Source organism: Rhodococcus coprophilus NBRC 100603, assembly GCF_001895045.1.
GTDB classification, from domain to species: domain Bacteria; phylum Actinomycetota; class Actinomycetes; order Mycobacteriales; family Mycobacteriaceae; genus Rhodococcus; species Rhodococcus coprophilus.
The window spans coordinates 178,856-200,019 of sequence record NZ_BDAM01000003.1 but is presented as its reverse complement, the minus strand read 5'-3'; the positions used below and the strand labels follow the sequence as shown (position 1 = coordinate 200,019).

Here is a 21,164-nt window from a genome sequence, read left to right as displayed (position 1 = left end):
GTTCGTCGTCACCGTGCGGGATCTTTCACCGCGACAGCCACCAGATCCAGGCTGCTGTCGATGTCTTCGGGATCGAGAACGAAGTCGTCGACGGTGATGCCCGCGACGTCGTCGGTGAGATCCGCCGGCCACGGCTCTCCCGCCAGGGCACGTTCGATCTGCGCGTCGATGAACGACCCGCCGTGCTTGGCATCGAGCGCGCGGAGAGCGGGGCCGTGGTGCACGCCGGTCATGAGTTCGACGCGGAATCCTGCGTCCTCGAGCAGTTCCGAGAGTTCGGCTGCGTCGAGTTCGCGAGTGTGGAACGGATTGAGAGGTGTGTCGCGCCCGGGGGAGAAGGTGATGCGGTTCGGTGTGCTGATCAGCAGCGCGCCGCCCGGTGTCAGCACCCGGTGGCATTCGCGAAGGAACTGCCCTTGATCCCAGAGGTGTTCGATGACCTGGAAGTTGACGACGACGTCGACCGTCTCGGCGTCGAGAGGGAGTTCGGCGAGGTTGCCGTGCCGCATGTCGACCCGGGGATAGCGGGCACGGATGTGGGTGACGGCGCTTTCGTCGTAGTCGAGGCCGATGACCCGGGTTGCGACGTCGGCGATCATGTCGGCGCCGTAGCCTTCGCCCGCTCCCGCTTCGAGGACGGTCCGGTCCCGGCACCGATCGAGCAGTCGCCGGTACACCACTTCGTGCCGCCGGAACCAATAGTTCTCTTCGGCGATGCCGGGCACGGTCCGTTCGCCGGTGAGGGGGAGAGTCAGGGTGTCGTCGGCGCGGCTGTTGGTATCGCTCACCGACGAGACATTAGTGCCAACCCTCTCCGGCACCGTTCCGGTGGTCCAGATCACAGGTTTGCCTGCCCTTTCGTGCGGCTATGGTGAACCAGGAATCCCGCTAAGTTACCCACGGGTAACTTAGCGTTTGATAATCTATCGCACACGCCGTGCGACAGACACGAGTGCTCGGTTCAGGCAGCGCCTTGCCGACCAAAGGCAGCTACACACAGGAGGTCGACGCAGACCCATGACGAACATCGTCGTTTTGATCAAGCAGGTCCCCGACACGTGGTCCGAGCGCAAGCTCACCGACGGCGACTACACGCTCGACCGTGAGGCCGCCGATGCGGTCCTCGACGAGATCAACGAGCGGGCGGTCGAAGAGGCCCTGCTCATCAAGGAGCGCGACGGCGGCGAGGTCACCGTGCTCACCGCGGGTCCCGACCGCGCGACCGACGCCATCCGCAAGGCGCTGTCGATGGGTGCCGACAAGGCGATCCACCTCAACGACCCCGCGCTGCACGGCTCGGACTCCATCCAGACCGCGTACGCGCTCGCCGCGGCGCTCGGTCAGATCGAGGGCGTCGAGCTCGTCATCGCCGGCAACGAGGCCACCGACGGCCGCGTCGGCGCTGTGCCCGCGATCATCGCCGAGTACCTGGGCCTCCCGCACCTGACGCACCTGCGCAAGCTGACCCTCGCCGACGGCAAGGCCACCGGCGAGCGTGAGACCGACGAGGGCGTCTTCGGCCTCGAGGCACCGCTCCCCGCGATCGTCTCGGTCACCGAGAAGATCAACGAGCCGCGCTTCCCGTCCTTCAAGGGCATCATGGCCGCGAAGAAGAAGGAAGTTCAGACCCTCACCCTGGCGGACATCGGCCTCGACCCCGAGATCTTCGGTGTCGCGAACGCCGCGTCCACCGTCACCGGTGTCACCCCGAAGCCTGCGCGTACCGCCGGTGAGCGCGTGACCGACGAGGGCGACGGCGGCGACAAGGTCGCTCAGTACCTGGTCAGCCACAAGATCATCTGATCGCGCCCACGCGACAACACCAGACATATCTAGGGAGAGAAGCAAGCAATGGCAGAAGTACTCGTGCTCGTCGAGCATGCCGAGGGCGCACTCAAGAAGGTCAGCACCGAACTCATCACCGCCGCACGCGCGCTCGGTGAGCCGTCGGCAGTTGTCACCGGCCCCGCAGGCACCGCCGACAAGCTTCAGGAGGCGCTCGCCGCCGCCGGTGCTGCGAAGGTCTACGCCGCCGAGTCCGACATCATCGACGGTTACCTCGTGACCCCGAAGGTCGACGTTCTCGCCGCGCTCGTCGAATCCGCCAGCCCCGCAGCGGTTGTCACCGCCGCATCCGTCGAGGGCAAGGAGGTGTCGGGCCGCCTCGCCGCCCGCATCGGCTCCGGCCTGCTCGTCGACGTCGTCGACGTCAAGAGCGACGGCTCGGCCGTCCACTCGATCTTCGGTGGCGCGTTCACCGTCGACGCCAAGGCCAACGGCGACGTTCCGGTCATCTCGGTTCGCCCCGGTGCCATCGAGGCCAAGCCCGAGGCGGCCGCCGCCGCGCGCGTCGACGTCGAGGTTCCGGCCCAGGAAGAGAACGCCGTCAAGGTCACCTCGCGCGATCCCATCGTCGGTGGCGACCGTCCCGAGCTCACCGAGGCGTCGATCGTCGTATCCGGTGGTCGCGGTGTCGGCTCGGCCGACAAGTTCTCGGTCGTCGAAGAGCTCGCCGATTCGCTCGGCGCAGCTGTCGGTGCGTCCCGCGCCGCGGTCGACTCGGGCTACTACCCGGGCCAGTTCCAGGTCGGTCAGACCGGTAAGACGGTCTCCCCGCAGCTGTACATCGCGCTGGGCATCTCCGGCGCCATCCAGCACCGCGCGGGCATGCAGACCTCGAAGACCATCGTCGCGGTCAACAAGGACGAGGAAGCTCCGATCTTCGAGATCGCAGACTTCGGCATCGTCGGCGACCTGTTCAACGTCGCCCCGCAGCTGACCGAGGCTGTCAAGAAGCACAAGGGCTGATTCCCGCTCGCGTCGCGCGGCCCCGTTCCGGATCTCCGGGACGGGGCCGCGCTCGTCGTAGGGGCCGGGTTCGTGCGGGTGTGAGGGTGTGACGACGGCTGCCGAAACGTGACACTTGCCGCATGCGGCCGCTCGGAGGCGGTGACCGCGACAGGCACCCGGGGTCACCCGCTATCCTGGATCGGTCATGACCTCGCCCGCCACCGGATCCTCCGGTACCTCGAAAACCGTCTATCTCGATCACGCCGCGACCACGCCGATGCTGCCCGCGGCGATCGACGCGATGACCGAGGTCTTCGCCACGACCGGCAACGCCTCGTCCCTGCACGGCTCCGGACGCGCGGCGCGCCGCCGGATCGAGGAAGCTCGCGAATCGATCGCCGCCGAACTCGGGGCGCGACCGTCCGAAGTGATCTTCGTCTCCGGTGGCACCGAGGGCGACAATCTCGCTGTCAAGGGCATCTACTGGGGCCGGCGCGCCCAGGATCCGCGGCGTCGCCGGATCATCGCCAGCGCAGTCGAGCACCACGCCGTCCTCGACGCCGTCCAGTGGCTCGCCGACCACGAGCAGGCCGTCGTGACCTGGCTTCCCGTGGACGAGGCGGGCCGGGTCGACCCCGATGTACTGCGAGAGGAGCTGGCCGCTCATCCCGACGAGGTCGCTCTCGTCACCATCATGTGGGCCAACAACGAAGTCGGCACCGTCATGCCGATCCGCCGGTTGTCCGCCGTCGCGGCCGAATTCGATGTGCCGATGCACAGCGACGCCGTTCAGGCCGTCGCCCACCTGCCCGTCGATTTCGCCGCGAGCGGATTGTCCGCACTCACCCTCGCCGCTCACAAATTCGGCGGCCCGCAAGGTGTGGGTGCACTCCTGCTCGGACGCCAGGTCCCGTGCGTCCCCCTCGCGCACGGCGGAGGGCACGAGCGCGACGTCCGCTCGGGCACGCAGGACACGGCGTCGATAGTCGGGATGGCTGCTGCCCTGCGGGAGGTGACTGCCGACCTTCCCGCCCGGACCGTCGAGCTCGCCGCACTGCGCGACCATCTCGTCGACGGTGTCGAGGCGGTGATCCCGGACGTGATTCTCAACGGTCCCCGCGGCGCCGGGCGGCTCCCCAACAACGCACACCTGACGTTCCCGGGCTGCGAGGGTGATTCGCTGCTGATGCTGCTCGACGCGGCCGGGATCGAGTGTTCGACCGGTTCGGCGTGCACGGCGGGTGTGGCCCGGCCGAGCCACGTACTGGTCGCGATGGGATCCGATCCCGCGACGGCACGCGGGTCGCTGCGATTCTCCTTGGGGCACACCACGACCCGAGACGATATCGATGTACTGATAGACGTTCTGCCGCGAGTGGTGGAGCGGGCACGCGCCGCAGGAATGGCGAGCGCCGGCGGACGAGGAGGTGACCGGAGATGAGGATTCTTGCGGCGATGAGCGGCGGTGTGGATTCGGCGGTTGCCGCGGCCCGCGTTGTCGACGCCGGACACGACGTGGTGGGGGTCCATCTGGCGTTGTCGTCGGCTCCGGGCACCTTGCGCACCGGTTCGCGCGGATGCTGCTCGAAGGAGGACGCCGGCGATGCCCGCCGCGCCGCCGACGTGCTCGGAATACCTTTCTACGTCTGGGATTTCGCCGACCGCTTCAAGGAAGACGTGATCGACGACTTCGTGGCGGCCTACGCGGCGGGGCAGACGCCCAATCCGTGCCTGCGGTGCAACGAGAAGATCAAGTTCTCGGCACTGGCCGATCGTGCGGTGGCGCTGGGCTTCGACGCCGTGGCGACCGGCCACTACGCACAATTGGAGGACGGCGTGCTGCGACGCGCGGTCGACGCCGACAAGGACCAGTCCTATGTGCTGGCGGTGCTGACCGCGGAACAGCTTTCGCGGGCGATGTTCCCGGTGGGCGACACCCCCAAGGACCTGATCCGAGCCGAGGCAGCGGAGCGTGGCCTCGCTGTGGCGAACAAGCCGGACAGTCACGACATCTGCTTCATCCCCTCCGGTGACACCCGCGCATTCCTCGGCGCCCGGATCGGCGTGCGACCCGGTGCGGTCGTCGACGACGATTCTGGTGATGTGCTCGCCGAACACGAGGGTGTGCACGGTTTCACCATCGGGCAGCGCAAGGGCCTCGGGATCTCCGGTCCCGGCGCCGACGGCCGTCCGCGCTACGTCACCGCGATCGAGCCCGACACGGGCACCGTCCGCGTCGGCAGCGCCGAACGGCTGAAGGTCGACTTCATCCACGCCGAGCGCGCCGTATGGACCTCGGGCAGTGCGCCCGACGGGCCCGTCGAATGTGTCGTGCAGGTGCGGGCGCACGGGGGCCTCGCTCCCGCCGTCGCCGAAGCGACCGAGTCGGGGATCGAGATCTCGCTCCGGGAGCCGCTCACCGGCGTCGCCGCCGGCCAGGCCGCGGTGCTCTACCGGCCCGATCCCGCCGGCGACATCGTTCTCGGCAGCGGCACCATCGCTGTCGCCCGGCCCGTAGCCGAGGACGTGTGACCGGACAGGAAGCCCGGGCCGTGTGGTCCGGGACCGCCACCGGGCTCGGTTCGTGGCCGGGAACCGATGCCCGCGAAGCCGCGGCCGTCGTGGTCGGCGAACTTGCCGAACTGCCGCATCTCGTAGAACTTCCGGGACGCGGACTGGGGTCGGACATGATCGGGCGGGCGAGCGCGCTGCTCGTCGACCTCCACCTCGACGCGTCTACCACCGGATACCGGCTCGTTTCGCGACGCGGCACGGTCGCCGCCCGCGCCGAGGATCTGCTCCGCCAGGACCTCGATGCGCTCGAGGAAGCATGGGAACGCGCCGGCGCCGGCCCGGATCGCACCGTGAAGGTGCAGTCCGCCGGCCCGCTGACGCTCGCCGCGCATCTCGAACTTGCCACCGGCCGTCGCGTGCTTCTCGACCGCGGTGCGGTACGCGAACTCTCCGAGTCTCTCGCGGAAGGAATTGCCCGGCACGCCGCCGAACTGCACCGCAGGCTCGGCGTGCAGGTCGTCGTCCAGCTCGACGAACCCGCACTTCCCGATGTCCTGGCCGGGACCCTGGAAGGCAGAACGATCCTCGAGACCGTCCCCGCCTGGCCCGAGCCCGAGGCGCTCGACGTCCTGGACACGACGATCCGGGGAACCGGACGGTCCGTCGCGGTGCACTGCTGCGCAGGCACCCTGCCGGCAGACCTGCTGCGCCGCAGCGCCGCCGACGCTGTGGCGTTCGACCTCACACAGATTTCGCAGACGGATCTCGACGGGATCGGCGAACTGTTCGATTCCGGTACCGCGCTGATTCTCGGTCTGGTGCCGACGACTGCGCCCAGCCCGGTTCCGGGCTGGCGAGACCTCGCAGCGCCCGCCCTCGCACTGTTCGACCGGCTCGGCTTCCCGCGCACTGCCCTGCGGTCGGTATCGGTGGCTCCGGCGTGTGGCCTCGCGCCGGCGCAGCCTCAGTGGGCGCGGAGCGCGCTGAAGCAGGCCCGCGATATCTCGGCCGCGTTGTCCGAGGACCCCGAAACCCTCTGACGTCCGCATCGGGCCGACGGTCCTCCTTGCCGGCCCGCGATCGGATCGCCACGGAGCTGTCGGCCTGCTCGACTAGGCTTGTGACCTGTGAGTGAACCGACCGACGCGCCCGCCACTGCTACTCCCGAGGCGCGTGAGCGCTGGCAGGATCTCGCCGAACAGGTGCGCGAGCACCAGTTCCGCTACTACGTGCGCGACGCTCCGATCATCTCCGACGGAGAGTTCGATGCGCTGCTCGGCGAGCTGCAGGCACTCGAGGAGCAGTACACGGAGTTGCGCACGCCCGACTCGCCGACCCAGCTGGTCGGGGGCGGGTTCGCAACCGACTTCACTGCCGTCGGTCACCTCGAGCCGATGCTCAGCCTCGACAACGTCTTCGACGAGGGCGAGCTGCGAGCCTGGCTCGCGCGCGCGGAGACCGAGACGGGCACCCATCCGGACTATCTGTGCGAGGTCAAGATCGACGGTGTCGCACTGAGTCTCGTGTACGAGAACGGCCGCCTCGTCCGGGCCGCGACGCGCGGGGACGGCCGCACCGGCGAAGACGTCACGCTCAACGCCCGTACGATCGACGAAGTGCCCGAAAAGCTTACGGCGACAGACGAATACCCGGTCCCGACGCTTCTCGAGGTGCGCGGTGAGGTATTCTTCCGGCTCGAGGACTTCCAAAACCTCAACGCCGGTCTCGTCGCCGCGGGAAAGGCGCCGTTCGCCAATCCGCGGAACTCCGCCGCGGGGTCGCTGCGCCAGAAGAATCCCGCGGTCACCGCGCAGCGACGGCTGCGCATGTACTGCCACGGCTACGGCAGGATCGAGGGTTTCGCGCCGCAGTCCCAGTCGCAGGCATACGACGCATTCGCCGCGTGGGGCCTGCCGGTCTCGCCGCACACCGTCCGCGTGAACGGAGCGGACGCCGTCGTCGAACGCATGCGGTACTGGGGCGAACACAGACACGACATCGAGCACGAACTCGACGGCCTGGTCGTGAAGATCGACGACATGGGCCTGCACCGGCGGCTCGGAGCAACCTCCCGCGCCCCACGCTGGGCGATCGCGTACAAGTATCCGCCGGAGGAAGTGACGACCAAACTCCTCGACATCCGCGTCAGCGTCGGACGTACCGGCCGGGTCACGCCGTTCGCCTACATGGAACCGGTCACCGTGGCCGGTTCCACGGTCTCGCTCGCGACGCTGCACAACGCGTCGGAGGTGGTGCGCAAAGGTGTCCTGATCGGTGACACCGTGGTGATCCGCAAAGCCGGCGACGTCATCCCCGAAGTTCTGGGTCCGGTGGTCGATATGCGCGACGGCAACGAACGCGAATTCGTCATGCCGAACGTGTGTCCCGAGTGCGGCACGCCGCTCGCCCCCGCGAAGGAAGCCGACGTCGACCTGCGCTGCCCCAATTCACGGAACTGCCCTGCCCAGCTGCGTGAGCGGGTCTTCCACGTCGCCGGTCGCGGCGCGTTCGACATCGAGGCGCTCGGGTACGAGGCAGCCACCGCGCTGCTCGAAGGAAACATCATCTCCGACGAGGGCGACCTGTTCTCGCTGACCGAGGACGACCTGCGCAAGGCTCCCTTCTTCCTCACCTCGAAGGGTGCGCTGTCGAAGAACAGCGAACGCTTGCTGCAGAACCTGGCAAATGCGAAAGAACAACCCCTGTGGCGGGTCCTCGTCGCACTGTCGATCCGCCACGTCGGCCCGACCGCGGCACGCGCACTGGCCACGGAATTCGGCAGCCTGGACCGGATCAGGACGGCGTCCGTCGACGAACTCGCCGCAGTCGAGGGTGTCGGGCCGACGATCGCGGCCGCTGTCGGCGAGTGGTTCACGGTCGACTGGCACTCCGCAATCGTCGACAAATGGGCGGCGGCCGGGGTGCGGATGGAGGACGAGCGCGACGAGTCGATCGCGCGCACTCTCGAGGGACTCTCGATCGTCGTCACGGGCACCCTCGCGAGTTTCTCGCGCGACCAGGCGAAGGAAGCCATTCTGGCGCGAGGCGGCAAGGCTGCGGGCTCGGTGTCGAAGAAGACCGCATTCGTGGTGGTCGGGGACAATCCGGGTACCAAAGCCGACAAGGCGACCGATCTCGGTGTTCCCGTGATCGACGAAGACGGGTTCAGAATTCTGCTCGATCAGGGCCCCGAGGCCGTGCGCGAGGTGGGCTGACACGCCGGACGGGCACGGACCCGCCGTATCGGCCGAGCCCACCTCGGTGGGCCGGTCCGGCGGCCCGAGTCCCTGGCACATCCCGGAAACCGCCTCTCGGAGAGCGGGAACAACGGCATGATCGTTGAGAACGTGCTGTGAACGTGTCCTTCGGCGGCCGGTCGCGTGGAAGATGGACCGACCGTACGACGGCCTCCGAGCGAAGGCGTCGATCGATGACGCCGGGGACGTGGGGTGGAGATGGTCGAAATGCCTGTGACGGACACCCGAGAGTCGTGGGCACCCGCCCCGGGAAGCCTGGTCTCGGCGCGAAGCATCGAACTGCACGGCCCGTGGGGGCACGTGTTCGGCCCGCTCGACCTCGATATCGATGAAGGCGGCGTGTCCGTGCTCGCGGCACCCGCGGGGGCGGCCCGCACCGCGCTGCTGATGTCGCTGTGCGGACGGATGCGGCTGACCGCCGGTTCGCTGACCGTCCTCGGCTTCGAGAACAAACCGAGAAAAGTCTTCGCGAACTCGGCGATCGCGTGCCTGAACGAACTCGACGAAGTACCGCCGTCGGTCACCGTGCAGGACCTCGTCACCGAACAGAAACGGTGGGATTCGCCGTGGTACCGGTTCGTCCCGCGGGTCGACGAGCACGGGGTCGCCGAGATGTGCGAGGAAGTCTTCGGCGACGTCGAGCTTCCACACGTGCGCGCCTTCGTCGACGACCTGCCGGAACTCCAGCAGATGCTGCTGCGCATCGCGGTGGCGAACACCCGGCGACCACCGCTGCTGGTCGTCGGCCGGCTCGACAGGATCGCCGACGATGTCGAGCGCAGGGTTCTTCTCGACAGACTGATCGCACTGGGTGAAGCGCAATCGGTGATCACCGCCGACGTCAATCCCCTTCCCCCGGGCGCCGCGGTGCACACGCTGGTGGAAATGCACGATCTCCTGGGACCGGGCGACGTCGGCGTCATGACCGAGATGGGGTAGCGAATGCTGGCTGCGTTTTCGCTGGGTAGCGACATCACACGGTACTTCCGGGGCACGATGCCGCGCGTCGCGCTCGTCACCATCATCCTCATGCCGCTGCTCTACGGTGCGATGTACCTGTGGGCGTTCTGGAACCCGTTCGGTGCGGTCGACAAGATCCCCGCGGCGATCGTCAACAACGACACCGGACGCTCCTCGACCGGTGAACAGGTCGATGCCGGAGACCAAGTCGTGAAATCGCTGCTCGCCGCGGGGAAGCTGGACCTCGAGGAGGTCCCGGAGGACGAGGCCACCGCCGGCCTCGCCAGCGGGAAGTACTACTACACCGTGACCATTCCGGAGAACTTCACCGAGGCGGTGGAATCTCCGAGCGGGGACAACCCGGAGAAGGCGAACCTGGTCTTCACCTTCAACGACGCCAACAACTACCTCGCGACCATCATCGCGCAGGACGCATCCGAGCAGGTGCTCAACCAGATCAACGCCACCATCGGCGCGGAGGGCGTCGGACAGATCCTCACCGGGCTCGAAAGCGCCGGGTCGGGCCTGAAGAAAGCGGCGGACGGCGCCGGTGAACTCGCGAACGGCATCGACAGCGCCAAGAGCGGAGCGGATCAGCTCGCTTCGGGCTCGCGCGAACTCGCCGACAATCTCGTCACTGCCCGTGACGGATCGGCCCGGCTGGCAAGCGGCGCGGACGAACTCGCGACCGCGGTGGACGGTGTAGCCGATCCGCTGCTCGGCTTCCTCGACAGCGGCGCACCGACCGATATCGCCGACCGGGTCACACAACTGCGGCAGTCGCTCATCGCGCTGGAAAGCCGGGTGCCCCAACCGGTGGAAGCCGCGGCGGGGACCGCGCTGCAAACAGTCGTCGACGTGCTGGGCCAGAGCAACGATCCGCTCGCCCGACAGGCCCTTGCTGTGCTGGGCCCGCTCGCAGCACAGCAGGTGCAGACCGACGCCGAAGCGTTGCGTGCGGAAATCGTGCGCCTGCAAGGCGAAGCGCAGGCCATCGAATACGAACTGCTCGACCCCGACAGCCCGCTCCAGAGCGGACTCGCGTTGCTGCGGAGCGGCGATCTGGCATCGGATGTCGAGCAGTTGCGCAACGGGGTGGACGAATTGAGTTCCGGCGCGCGGACGCTGAACTCGGGGCTCGGCGAGCTCACCGACGGTGGCTTCCGTCTCGCCGACGGTGCAGGGCAGTTGTCGTCGGGGATGGAGCGGTTGCAGTCCGGCTCGGACGAACTGGCCCATCAACTTTCTCAGGGTGCGGGCGAGGTGCCCAGCTGGTCGGACGAGCAACGCACGGCGACCGCCGACACGCTGGCGTCGCCGGTGTCGTTGAAGCAGGACTACAACAACCTCGCGTCGACGTTCGGAACCGGGTTCGCCCCCTTCTTCCTCTCGCTGGCGTTGTTCGTAGGCGGCATCATCACGTGGATGCTCTTGACACCTTTGCAATCCCGGCCGACGGTCGGTGGGGTCGGGTTGTATCGCACCGTGTTCGCGTCGTACTGGCCGGCTCTGCTCGTGGGGATCCTGCAGGCGCTGGTCATGTATGCGGTGGTGCACTTCGGCGTCGGACTCGACGTCCGGCACCTCACCGGCACGATCCTCTTCCTGATACTCGTCTCGGCGACGTATCTGGCCGTGATCCAGGCATTCAACGCGGTATTCGGCACCGCAGTAGGACGCGTCGTCACCCTGGCGTTCCTGATGCTGCAGTTGGTCTCGGCCGGTGGAATCTATCCGGTGCCCACGACGGCCAAACCGTTCCAGTACATCCATCCGTTCGATCCGATGACCTACACCGTCGAGGGGTTGCGACAGCTCACGGTGGCCGAGCAGGTCGACTCACGACTGTGGGTGTCGGTCGCGGTCCTGGTGGGGCTCCTGCTGGTCTCTCTCACCGCGAGCGCCCTTGCCGTCCGGCGCAACCGGCGATACACGATGGAACGGCTGTACCCGCCGGTCGAGGTCTGACGGCGGGGTCGTCAGGAGCTGTGCTCGCGGCGATGTCGGCCGTCCGATGCACCGCGGCAGGGCTCAACTGGCGCGGTCACGTTCCTCAGGACAGCACGGTGCCGATGATGCCCGCCAGGTAACCGATTCGCGCGATCTCGGAAGGCCGGAACTCCGGCCCGCCGGGCCGGCCCAGCACGAGCACTCGGTCGGGCGCTCCCAGCGGGGCGGCGGCCAGCATCGTGTTCATGTCGCGCCACAGGCCGGGAACCCAGTCCGCCTCGTGGTCGAGCAGAGTCGATTTCGCCAGTGGCATCCACGGAACGTCGGCCAGGTGCGTCTCGGGAGCCCCGGCGCTGCCGGCGATTCGATAGATGCCGTGTGTCCCGATCCCCAGCACGGTTGCCCACCCGACCCGCAGCACACGCGGTGCACCGTCGACGAGGACCTGGAGCCGGTCGTCCCGGGCCGCGGCGACGTGATCGATCAACTCGAGCTCCCGGTGCGTGTCCAGCATGCCCGCGTACGGCCGGATCGAATCGACCGTCACACCGTCGAGCGACTCCGCGGCGGTCAGGAGTGTGTCGGGCAGTTTTCCCGGATCGACATCGACCACGAGATCGTCGATCGCGTAGTCCGTGCCGCGTTCGACGACATCGAGCGAGAGGATATCCGCTCCGACAGATCCGAGAGCCAAGGCGAGCGCGCCGAGGCTACCGGGACGATCGGGTAGCCGGACACGCAACAGATACGACACGTACGTCCCTTCCCAGAGGATGCCGGCGCCCCGTACGCCGGCCCGGGATCGCACTGCACCCCGGCGGGGCACATCTTTCCACTCACTACACGCCGATTGTGACCGCCCATTACCGGATTCGACGATCCTCACCCGAAAATGCCCGGTCGCGGGCATCCGGTTCACGAGAACGCAACAATTCCTTTGTACGAACGAAACAGCCCGGGCAACGGAGGAGGCACACGGGGGTGATCGAACCGACTGCACGACCGCATCGGGCACGCACTACCCTGGACAGGAAGTTCAATTCCCATCGGAAAGGGGCCACCTACGGTGCCTGACATCTCCCGTGACGAGGTCGCGCACCTCGCCCGGTTGTCCCGGCTCGCGCTGACCGACGCCGAACTCGACGAGTTCTCCGGCCAGCTTGATTCGATCCTCAACCATGTCAAGGCGGTGTCGGAGGTGGCCGCGGACGATGTCGCGCCGATGGCGAACCCGAACGCCGTCACCAACGTGACACGCCCGGACGAAGTCGTTCCCGGACTGACGCCCGAGGAGGCGTTGTCGGGTGCTCCGCTCGTCGAGGAAGGACGGTTCTCCGTCCCGCAGATTCTGGGGGAGGGCGAATGAGCGCCGACATCACACGGCTCGACGCCGCCACCCTCGCCGCACGGATCCACGCGGGCGACCTCTCGTCCGTCGAGGTGACCCGGGCGCACCTGGACCGCATCGAGGCCGTCGACGGCAACTACAACGCATTCCTGCACGTGGCGGGCGAACAAGCGCTCGCGGCCGCGGGCGAGGTCGACCGGGCGGTCGCCGCGGGGGAGAAGCCCGCGTCTTCGCTCGCCGGGGTGCCGATCGCGCTCAAGGACGTCTTCACCACCACCGACATGCCGACGACCTGCGGGTCGAAGATCCTCGAGGGCTGGGTATCGCCCTACGACGCGACGCTGACCACCAAGCTGCGGCAGGCGGGCATCCCCATCCTCGGCAAGACGAACATGGACGAGTTCGCCATGGGTTCGTCGACCGAGAACTCCGCATACGGCCCCACCCGCAACCCGTGGGACACCGATCGGATCCCGGGCGGATCGGGCGGTGGGTCCGCGGCCGCACTCGCGTCCTACCAGGCGCCGCTTGCCATCGGCACCGACACCGGCGGGTCGATTCGTCAGCCCGCAGCGGTGACCGCGACGGTCGGCACCAAGCCCACCTACGGCACGGTGTCCCGGTACGGTCTGGTCGCGTGCGCGTCGTCGCTGGATCAGGGTGGCCCGTGCGGTCGTACCGTCCTCGACACCGCGCTGCTGCACGAAGTGATCGCCGGGCACGACCCGCGCGACTCCACCTCCGTCGACGCCGCGGTGCGTCCGGTCGTCGAGGCTGCGCGTCGCGGCGCCGAAGGTGACCTGACCGGACTGCGGGTCGGCGTCGTCAAGGAACTGCACTCCGACAGCTACAACCCCGGCGTGATCGCCTCGTTCGATGCGGCCGTCGAAACCCTGACCAAGCTCGGTGCCGAGGTTGTCGAGGTGTCGTGCCCGAACTTCGAGTACGCGCTCGCCTCGTACTACCTGATCCTCCCGTCGGAGGTGTCGTCCAACCTCGCCCGGTTCGACGCGATGCGGTACGGCATGCGCGTGGACGACGGCACGATGAGCGCCGACCAGGTCATGGCGGCCACCCGTGCCGCCGGCTTCGGCAAAGAAGTCAAGCGCCGCATCATGATCGGTACGTATGCGCTGTCCTCCGGATACTACGACGCCTACTACGGCCAGGCGTTGAAGGTGCGTCGTCTCATCGCGCAGGACTTCGACAAGGCCTACGAGCAGGTCGACGTGCTGGTGTCGCCGACGAGCCCGTTCACCCCGTGGAAGCTGGGCGAGAAGGTCGACGATCCGCTCGCGATGTACCTGTCCGATCTGTGCACGCTGCCGACCAATCTCGCAGGTCACTGCGCGATGTCGGTGCCGTCGGGTCTGTCCGCCGAGGACGGTCTTCCCGTCGGTCTCCAGATCATGGCACCCGCGCTGGCCGACGAGCGTCTCTACCGGGTGGGCGCGGCCTTCGAGGCGGCGCGCGGCCCCATCGTGGCCTGAGCGGCTCGACAGCACCTCACACGGCCCGCAGGTTACCGTTCGCGGAACCTGCGGGCCGTGCGTCTGCCGCAGTCTAGGCCGAGCAGTCCGCTTGATCCTGCCCGTACCGGTGGCCGTGACCGGGTGCGGTGTCCAGTGACGTCAGAAGGTCCACGGTCGTGTGCACGAAGGTGACCAGCGGCAGCCAGGCCGGCACGGGGGCATCGACCCGCGCGTGGGACAGATCCGGCGGCGACCACAGCAGCGCGGGCTCCCACCACACCACCGGATCCGAGGTGTTCGCCAGGACGGTTCCCCCCGGAAGGTGGACCCCGGCCGGCGGACCGGCCAGGAAGGCGGCGCACGAGCCGGCCTCCGTGTTCGTAAGTGCCGCTGCCGCACCGGAAGCGCCGAGACTCTGCCCGTACACGTGCACTTCCGGCCGCTGCGACGCGGGCAGGGTGTCGATGTGTGCGCGAACGGCCGAGGTGAGCGCGCGGGCCGAGTCGGAGGCCGCGTCGCGATCGGTGAGGAACGTCATCCAGCTCGGGGCATCCGAATACTGCTGGGCGACGATGGCGACGTCGTTGCCCCACCGCCGCTCGAACCCCTCGACGGCCTGCGCGTCCACCCATCCCGATCCGGTGGGAATCGCGAGCACGAGATGCCCGCGGTCGAATCCGCCGGCGCGCTCCGACTCCCGGACGGCCAGTGAGGCTCGCGACGGGACATCGGGCGCCGACCCGAGACCGACATACGTTCGGACCGCAGAACCGCTGGAGGCGATGGAAACGAAACGCCGGCCCTCTCGTCCGAGCGTGTCCCACCCCACCAAGGAATCCTCCGAGCCCGCCAGTCCGGGAGCCGCCGGGATCGGCGAGGCGGAGGCAGGATCCGCGTTGCCCGCCGGTGGGAAGAACAGCGCGGAGCCGAACCCGAACCATGCTGCCAGCAAAGCGGTGCCGACGGCCGCGACAATTCTGCGGCCTTTCCGATGCCTGACGAGCGCGCGGATCGCGCGCCCCGCGAAGATCGCCGCCGCTGCGACGACGGTGCCCGCTGCACACACTTCGAGCCAGTAGCTCAGCCCGATCGTGGCCTGCCCCATGGTTTCTCGCAGCGCGCTCTGCCAGTGGTGTGCACCGGTTCCGGCGACGACGACCGATGCGGCGGCGACCGCGGCGGCGAGACAGCGCACCTCGGCCTCACCGGATGCCGGTGCCGGGTGCGCGGTACGCAGGCGTCGCACACCTTCCCGCCCTGCGAGTGCCAGCGCGATCGCCAGCCCGCACACCACGCCCTGTATCGCCGAAGTGCGAGGAAGGAGCGAGGGCGCGAGTGAAAGACACAGCGCCACAGCGACAAGGGCACTCGTGCCGATCGCAGGCGTCGACGCATCGAGAGCGCCGCGCAGGCGCCGTGCGGGGGAGGGACGCGACGGCGGAGCGGATCTGTTGCCGGGTTCACGGGTGAGGGTGCTCATCGGCGTGCCTTTCGTCGTGCCCACACGCCCCAGGTGACGACCACAGTGCCGAGGCCGGACGAGAGCAGAAGCGGGGCAGGAGATTCGGAGACCGGAATGCGGTAGCCCTGCCGCCACGAATTGAGACCTACGAATGTGGAGGCGACCAGAGCGGCGGGACGGCAGGTGATGTCGCCGCGGGCAGCCTCCGAGTCGCAGGCCGCATACAGATGTCGTGCGAGCATCGCATCCAGCTCACGACGCGCATCCGGGCCGAGTTCCTGTCCGGTGTCGCGGGCATACCGCAACATGTCGTAACCGAGATCATGGGTGCGGCACGCTGTTTCGAAACTGGAGGGAAGAGGGACAGGTGAGGAGCAGTCTCCCCGCGGATCGACGAGAACTGCATCGGATGTGAAGCCCGGCTCGGTCACCGGTGAGTAACCCATCGCGGTGGCGAATCCGGCAGGCAACGCGGCTAGCGCAGCGGCAGTGTCGTCGGTCGCGAGCGCATGCACGGTCACGGCTGGGGTGAACTCGCTCGAAGCAATCTCGTTCGCCGGGACCGCTCCTGCCGCCGAAGGCAACCTGCCCGCTGCGGGGGACGGTGTTGCGCTCACACACAACGCGACCCCTCCGCACAGCAGAAGGACGGCCGCGCCCCGGCCGAGCACCGATCGCAGTGTCAGGGCCGATCGCAACGTCAGCACCGATCGCAATGTCATGGCGGCGACGCTAGGAACCGGACGCCCACACACGGATCACGCGCCAGAGGGGCCGGATACGCGCGACCCCCTACCGAGAGGGCACTCGGATCTCACTCCCAGGTATGACGACAGACGAGCCCGATAGCTCCTAGCGTGAACGCGTGAAGAAGTTGCCGTCATCGGGAATGAAAGCCACGGTGCAGTCGGGCCGCAGGCACTGGCTCACCATCGGTGTCGTCTCCGTGACTCTGATCCTCTACGCCGTCGCCTGGCCCACCTTGCACCTGACCCACGACGTCACGCCGCCGATGATGCCGCTGGTTTCCGCCGCTGCGGTGTTCCCGATGTTGCTGGTGTGGAATCGGCCGACGCTGGGGTGGGCTCTCGCCGTGGCGACTGCCCTCGTCGTGCCGATCGCCTTCGACCGCGTCGACGGGTTCGCCTATCCGTGGCAGGTCGTGCACATCATCGTGATGCTCGTGCTGGTCGCCGCGGTCAGCATCCGCGAGCAGATCCGCGTCGTGCTCGTGGTGTGGATTGCGACGGTCCTGCTCTTCTTCGCTTTCGTGCCGGGCAACGACGGATGGGGATGGGCGCTCGGGATCACTGCGATCGTCACGTTCGGGCTGCTCGTGCGCTGGCTTGTCATCTCCCGCCGGCAGCTCGCGCGGGTGGAAGAGGTCAGCGAACTCGAGCGTGCCCGACGGGAGATTCTCGAGGAGAAGGCGCACATCGCCCGCGAATTGCACGACATCGTCGCCCACCACATGTCGTTGATCGTCGTGCAGGCGCAGAGCGCGCCCTACCGGCTTCCCGAGATGAGCGAGCCGGCACGCGCCGAGTTCGAATCCATCGGGACTACTGCGCGGGAAGCGCTCAACGACGTCCGCAGTCTCCTCGGAGTGCTCCGCAGCGATGGCGAACTGCCGGAGAGCGCGCCGCAACCCGGACTCGACCGGATCGAGGAACTGTTCGACGCGTCGCTGCGCGCCGGCGTCCGTCTCGAGACCACCACGACGGGCTCACCGTCCGGGGTCACCGACGGGGTGGGGCTCACGATGTACCGGATCCTGCAGGAATCCCTCGCCAACAGCGCCCGGCACGCGCCCGGCGCCGACGTCACGGCCCGCATCGACTGGGAGGTGGGCACGGTGACGGTGTCCGTGACGAACGGGCCGGGTGAACGAGGCCGGTCCGATTCCGATCCCGGCGGCGGAAACGGGATCCGGGGGATGGCGGAGCGAGCGACGGCGGTCGGTGGACACCTCGTCGCCCATCCGCGACACGACGGCGGATTCGAGGTGCGGGCGGTGCTGCCCACCCGTCCGGCCTAGGCTGACGCCGATGACCGAATCCCGGAATCCCATCACCGTATTCATCGCCGACGACCAGGCCATGGTGCGACAAGGCTTCGGCGCGCTGCTCGCGGCGCAAACCGACATCAGTGTCCTCGGCGACGCCCCAGACGGCCGGGTCGCGGTCGCAGAGGTCGCGCGCCTGCGGCCCGACGTCGTCCTCATGGACGTGCGCATGCCCGAGATGAACGGTCTGGACGCCGCGCGGCTCATCCTCTCCGACACCCGTGAGCCGCGGTCGAGGGTGCTCATGCTCACGACGTTCGACCTCGACGACTACGTCTACGAGGCGCTGGGGATGGGGGCGAGCGGGTTCCTCCTCAAGGACGCACCGGTGGAGGAACTGGTCCGCGCGGTGCGGGTGGTGGCGCAGGGCGAGGCGCTGCTCGCGCCGACGGTGACGCGGCGGCTCATCGCCGACGTCACCCGGCGCCGGCAGCCGCGGCGAGGACGCGACCATGCGCTCGATGTCCTCACCCCCCGGGAAGTCGAGGTCCTCGAACTGATCGCGCACGGACTGTCGAACACCGAGATCGCCGAGCGGTTGTTCGTGGCCGAGCAGACGGTCAAGACCCATGTCGGCAAGGTTCTCGGCAAACTCCACCTGCGTGATCGCGCGCAGGCCGTGGTCATCGCCTACGAGTCGGGACTGGTCACCCCCCGTTAGGGCTGCCTGCTCGCCGCGCAGCGGGCAGGATGGCAGGGCGGAACGAAGTCGATTCGACGGAGGGTAAGCATGGCGACGATCGGGATTCTCACGAGCGGCGGGGACTGTCCGGGCCTGAACGCGGTCATCCGCGGCGCAGTGCTGAAAGGTACGGAAGTCCACGGCCAGGAGTTCGTCGGCTTCCTCGACGGCTGGCGGGGGCTCGTCGAGGGTGATGCCGTCCCGTTGGATCGCAGCAGGGTTCGCGGCCTCGCGCAGCAGGGCGGAACAATCCTCGGCACCAGCCGATTCGGTCCGTATCAGGGACCCCTGGGAGGCGCGCAGAACATCCAGGCGACCCTCGACCGGCTCGGGGTCGATGCAGTCGTCGCCATCGGAGGCGAGGGGACCGCAGCGGCGTCGAAGCGGCTGTACGAGGACGGGATCAAGATCGTCGGTGTTCCCAAGACCATCGACAACGATCTCAGCAACACCGATTACACCTTCGGTTTCGACACGGCCGTGGAGATCGCCACCGTCGCGATCGACCGGCTGCGCACCACGGGCAATTCCCACAAACGGTGCATGGTTCTCGAGGTGATGGGCCGGCACGCGGGATGGATCGCATTGCACTCCGGGACCGCGGGCGGCGCGCACGCCATCCTGATCCCCGAGCACCCCGAAAGTCTCGAACAGATCTGCCGGTGGGTGCTCAGTGTCCGTAACCGCGGCCGCGCCCCGATGGTGGTCGTCGCGGAGGGATTCAAATTCCCGGACATGGACGAGGCGTATTCCACGAAGGGGCTCGACGGGTTCGATCGCCCCAGGCTCGGCGGTATCGGTGAGGTCCTCGCGCCGCTGATCGAAGAGCGCACCGGCATCGAAACGCGTGCCACCGTGCTCGGGCACATCCAGCGCGGCGGTGTCCCCACCGCCTTCGACCGTGTGCTTGCGACTCGCCTCGGCATGGCGGTGACCGATCTCGTCGCCGACGAGGAATGGGGGCACATGGTCGCGTTGCACGGCACCGAGATCGCCCGGGTCGGATTCGACGAATCGCTCGCTGACCCCAAGTTCGTCCCTGAATCGCGCTATCAGGAAATGCGCGTTCTCTTCGGCTGAACTCGCGCGGGGTGGCCGGGTGCGAGCCCGCGCCACTCCGTTCCGGGCGCGGTCTAAAATCAGGACCATGACTGCCTCTGTGTCTGCCGACCTGCTCGCCTACGACGACGTGCTCGCGAAGTTCGAGCCCGTGATGGGCATGGAGGTGCACGTCGAACTGCACACCGCCACCAAGATGTTCTGCGGCTGCCCGACGGGATTCGGCGCCGAACCCAACACCCAGGTGTGCCCCGTGTGCCTCGGCCTGCCGGGCGCGTTGCCGGTGGTCAACCAGGCGGCAGTCGAGTCGGCGATCCGGATCGGCCTCGCACTGAACTGCTCGATCACCCCGTGGGGCCGGTTCGCCCGCAAGAACTACTTCTACCCGGATCAGCCGAAGAACTACCAGATCTCGCAGTACGACGAACCCATCGCCACCGACGGCTACCTCGACGTGGTCCTCGACGACGGCAGCACCTGGCGCGTCGACATCGAGCGCGCGCACATGGAGGAGGACACCGGTAAGTCGCTGCACGTGGGCGGCGCCACCGGCCGGATCCACGGTGCGAGCCACTCGCTGCTCGACTACAACCGTGCCGGCGTGCCGCTGGTCGAGATCGTCACGAAGCCGATCGTCGGCGCAGGGGAACGCGCACCCGAGGTGGCACGTGCCTACGTGACGGCCCTGCGCGACCTGCTCCGCGCGCTCGACGTGTCCGATGTGCGCATGGACCAGGGATCGATGCGGTGCGACGCGAACATCTCCCTGATGCCGATCGGTGCGAAGGAGTTCGGCACTCGCACCGAGACGAAGAACGTCAACTCGCTCAAGTCGGTCGAGGTCGCGGTGCGCTACGAGATGCGCCGCCAGGCCGCGGTTCTCCTCTCCGGTGGTGAGGTCATCCAGGAGACCCGCCACTTCCAGGAGGCGGACGGCACCACCTCCCCGGGCCGTCGCAAGGAAACCGCCGAAGACTACCGGTACTTCCCGGAACCCGACCTCGAGCCGGTGGCCCCCGACGCCGCCTGGATCGAAGAACTGCGCGGCACCCTCCCCGAGTTGCCGTGGTTGCGCCGCGCCCGCATCCAGGCCGACTGGGGCGTCTCGGACGAAGTGATGCGCGACCTGGTCAACGCCGGTGCCCTCGACCTGGTGATCGCCACCACCGAGGCGGGCGCGCCCGCCGACGCCGCGCGGTCCTGGTGGGTGTCGTACCTGACACAGCAGGCCAACACGCGGGGCGTCGAACTGGCCGACCTTCCGATCACTCCCGCGCAGGTCGCGCAGGTCGTCGCACTCATCGACAGCGGCAAGCTCAACAACAAGGTGGCCCGTCAGGTCGTCGATCACGTGCTCGCTGGTGAGGGCGATCCGGAGGACATCCTCGTCGCGCATCCCGAACTCGTCGTGGTGCGCGACGACAGCAAACTGCAGGCGGCAGTCGACGAAGCGCTCGCCGCGAACCCGGACATCGCCGAAAAGATCCGCTCCGGCAAGGTTCAGGCCGCCGGGAAGATCGTCGGTGACGTCATGAAAGCGACACGCGGACAGGCAGACCCGGCCCGGGTCAAGGAACTGGTCATCGCTGCCTGCAGCTGAGCCCG

18 protein-coding genes are annotated in these 21,164 nt (G+C 68.1%); 14 read left to right on the top strand and 4 right to left on the bottom strand.

The genetic code is table 11. The annotated features are described in order from the left end of the window. Nucleotides 1–8 precede the first annotated feature (8 nt). A complete protein-coding gene (locus tag RDCOP1_RS06755) occupies nt 9–788 on the bottom strand; it encodes a class I SAM-dependent methyltransferase (RefSeq protein WP_231922918.1) in 780 nt (259 codons plus the stop codon). 229 nt (nt 789–1,017) lie between these two features. Between RDCOP1_RS06755 and RDCOP1_RS06750 the strand changes: the two genes are divergently transcribed. The 8 genes from RDCOP1_RS06750 (at nt 1,018) to RDCOP1_RS06715 (ending at nt 11,489) form a co-directional block, all read left to right on the top strand. Further along, on the top strand, nt 1,018–1,803 hold the full coding sequence (locus tag RDCOP1_RS06750; protein ID WP_072699338.1) for an electron transfer flavoprotein subunit beta/FixA family protein: 786 nt from the start codon (nt 1,018–1,020) through the stop codon (nt 1,801–1,803). Between the two features lie 48 nt (nt 1,804–1,851). Further along, on the top strand, nt 1,852–2,808 hold the full coding sequence (locus tag RDCOP1_RS06745) for an electron transfer flavoprotein subunit alpha/FixB family protein (protein ID WP_072699337.1): 957 nt from the start codon (nt 1,852–1,854) through the stop codon (nt 2,806–2,808). A 187-nt stretch (nt 2,809–2,995) separates the two neighbouring features. Next, nucleotides 2,996–4,231 carry a cysteine desulfurase family protein gene (locus RDCOP1_RS06740; protein WP_072699336.1) on the top strand — a complete coding sequence of 412 codons (1,236 nt, stop codon included), beginning with the start codon at nt 2,996–2,998 and terminating at the stop codon, nt 4,229–4,231. Then, complete coding sequence (gene mnmA / locus RDCOP1_RS06735) at nt 4,228–5,322, top strand: tRNA 2-thiouridine(34) synthase MnmA (RefSeq protein ID WP_072699335.1); 1,095 nt, start codon at nt 4,228–4,230, stop codon at nt 5,320–5,322. Before RDCOP1_RS06740 ends, mnmA begins: the two co-directional genes overlap by 4 nt. Next, complete coding sequence (locus RDCOP1_RS06730) at nt 5,319–6,344, top strand: uroporphyrinogen decarboxylase/cobalamine-independent methonine synthase family protein (RefSeq protein WP_072699334.1); 1,026 nt, start codon at nt 5,319–5,321, stop codon at nt 6,342–6,344. Before mnmA ends, RDCOP1_RS06730 begins: the two co-directional genes overlap by 4 nt. A gap of 87 nt (nt 6,345–6,431) precedes the next feature. After that, nucleotides 6,432–8,519: an NAD-dependent DNA ligase LigA gene (gene ligA / locus RDCOP1_RS06725; RefSeq protein ID WP_072699333.1), complete on the top strand. Its 2,088-nt coding sequence runs from the start codon at nt 6,432–6,434 to the stop codon at nt 8,517–8,519. Nucleotides 8,520–8,768: 249 nt separating this feature from the next. Next, complete coding sequence (locus tag RDCOP1_RS06720; RefSeq protein WP_231922919.1) at nt 8,769–9,500, top strand: hypothetical protein; 732 nt, start codon at nt 8,769–8,771, stop codon at nt 9,498–9,500. A 3-nt stretch (nt 9,501–9,503) separates the two neighbouring features. After that, the gene (locus tag RDCOP1_RS06715) at nt 9,504–11,489 is read left to right on the top strand and encodes a YhgE/Pip family protein (protein WP_072699332.1); all 1,986 of its coding nucleotides are present in this window, start codon (nt 9,504–9,506) and stop codon (nt 11,487–11,489) included. Nucleotides 11,490–11,574: 85 nt separating this feature from the next. Here RDCOP1_RS06715 and RDCOP1_RS06710 read toward each other — a convergent pair whose 3' ends face one another. Continuing rightward, nucleotides 11,575–12,225, bottom strand: coding sequence for an ACT domain-containing protein (locus tag RDCOP1_RS06710; RefSeq protein ID WP_072699650.1), 651 nt, complete (start codon nt 12,223–12,225; stop codon nt 11,575–11,577). 312 nt (nt 12,226–12,537) lie between these two features. Between RDCOP1_RS06710 and gatC the strand changes: the two genes are divergently transcribed. Both gatC and gatA read left to right on the top strand, forming a co-directional pair. Next, complete coding sequence (gatC, locus tag RDCOP1_RS06705) at nt 12,538–12,837, top strand: Asp-tRNA(Asn)/Glu-tRNA(Gln) amidotransferase subunit GatC (protein WP_072699331.1); 300 nt, start codon at nt 12,538–12,540, stop codon at nt 12,835–12,837. Further along, entirely contained in the window at nt 12,834–14,309 is a 1,476-nt protein-coding gene (gatA, locus tag RDCOP1_RS06700; protein ID WP_072699330.1) for an Asp-tRNA(Asn)/Glu-tRNA(Gln) amidotransferase subunit GatA, read from the top strand. Before gatC ends, gatA begins: the two co-directional genes overlap by 4 nt. 73 nt (nt 14,310–14,382) lie before the next feature. On the opposite strand, the gene RDCOP1_RS06695 is transcribed toward gatA, so the two are convergent. Beyond that, the gene (locus RDCOP1_RS06695; protein WP_084722478.1) at nt 14,383–15,771 is read right to left on the bottom strand and encodes an alpha/beta-hydrolase family protein; all 1,389 of its coding nucleotides are present in this window, start codon (nt 15,769–15,771) and stop codon (nt 14,383–14,385) included. Beyond that, entirely contained in the window at nt 15,768–16,475 is a 708-nt protein-coding gene (locus RDCOP1_RS21600; protein ID WP_174555775.1) for a hypothetical protein, read from the bottom strand. Before RDCOP1_RS21600 ends, RDCOP1_RS06695 begins: the two co-directional genes overlap by 4 nt. Nucleotides 16,476–16,642: 167 nt before the next feature. Between RDCOP1_RS21600 and RDCOP1_RS06685 the strand changes: the two genes are divergently transcribed. The 4 genes from RDCOP1_RS06685 (at nt 16,643) to gatB (ending at nt 21,159) form a co-directional block, all read left to right on the top strand. Then, complete coding sequence (locus tag RDCOP1_RS06685; protein WP_072699647.1) at nt 16,643–17,791, top strand: sensor histidine kinase; 1,149 nt, start codon at nt 16,643–16,645, stop codon at nt 17,789–17,791. Between the two features lie 10 nt (nt 17,792–17,801). Beyond that, complete coding sequence (locus RDCOP1_RS06680) at nt 17,802–18,479, top strand: response regulator (protein ID WP_072699329.1); 678 nt, start codon at nt 17,802–17,804, stop codon at nt 18,477–18,479. A gap of 69 nt (nt 18,480–18,548) precedes the next feature. Next, entirely contained in the window at nt 18,549–19,580 is a 1,032-nt protein-coding gene (locus tag RDCOP1_RS06675; RefSeq protein WP_072699328.1) for a 6-phosphofructokinase, read from the top strand. 67 nt (nt 19,581–19,647) lie between these two features. Next, nucleotides 19,648–21,159 carry an Asp-tRNA(Asn)/Glu-tRNA(Gln) amidotransferase subunit GatB gene (gene gatB, locus RDCOP1_RS06670; protein ID WP_072699327.1) on the top strand — a complete coding sequence of 504 codons (1,512 nt, stop codon included), beginning with the start codon at nt 19,648–19,650 and terminating at the stop codon, nt 21,157–21,159. The last annotated feature ends 5 nt before the right edge of the window (nt 21,160–21,164 follow it).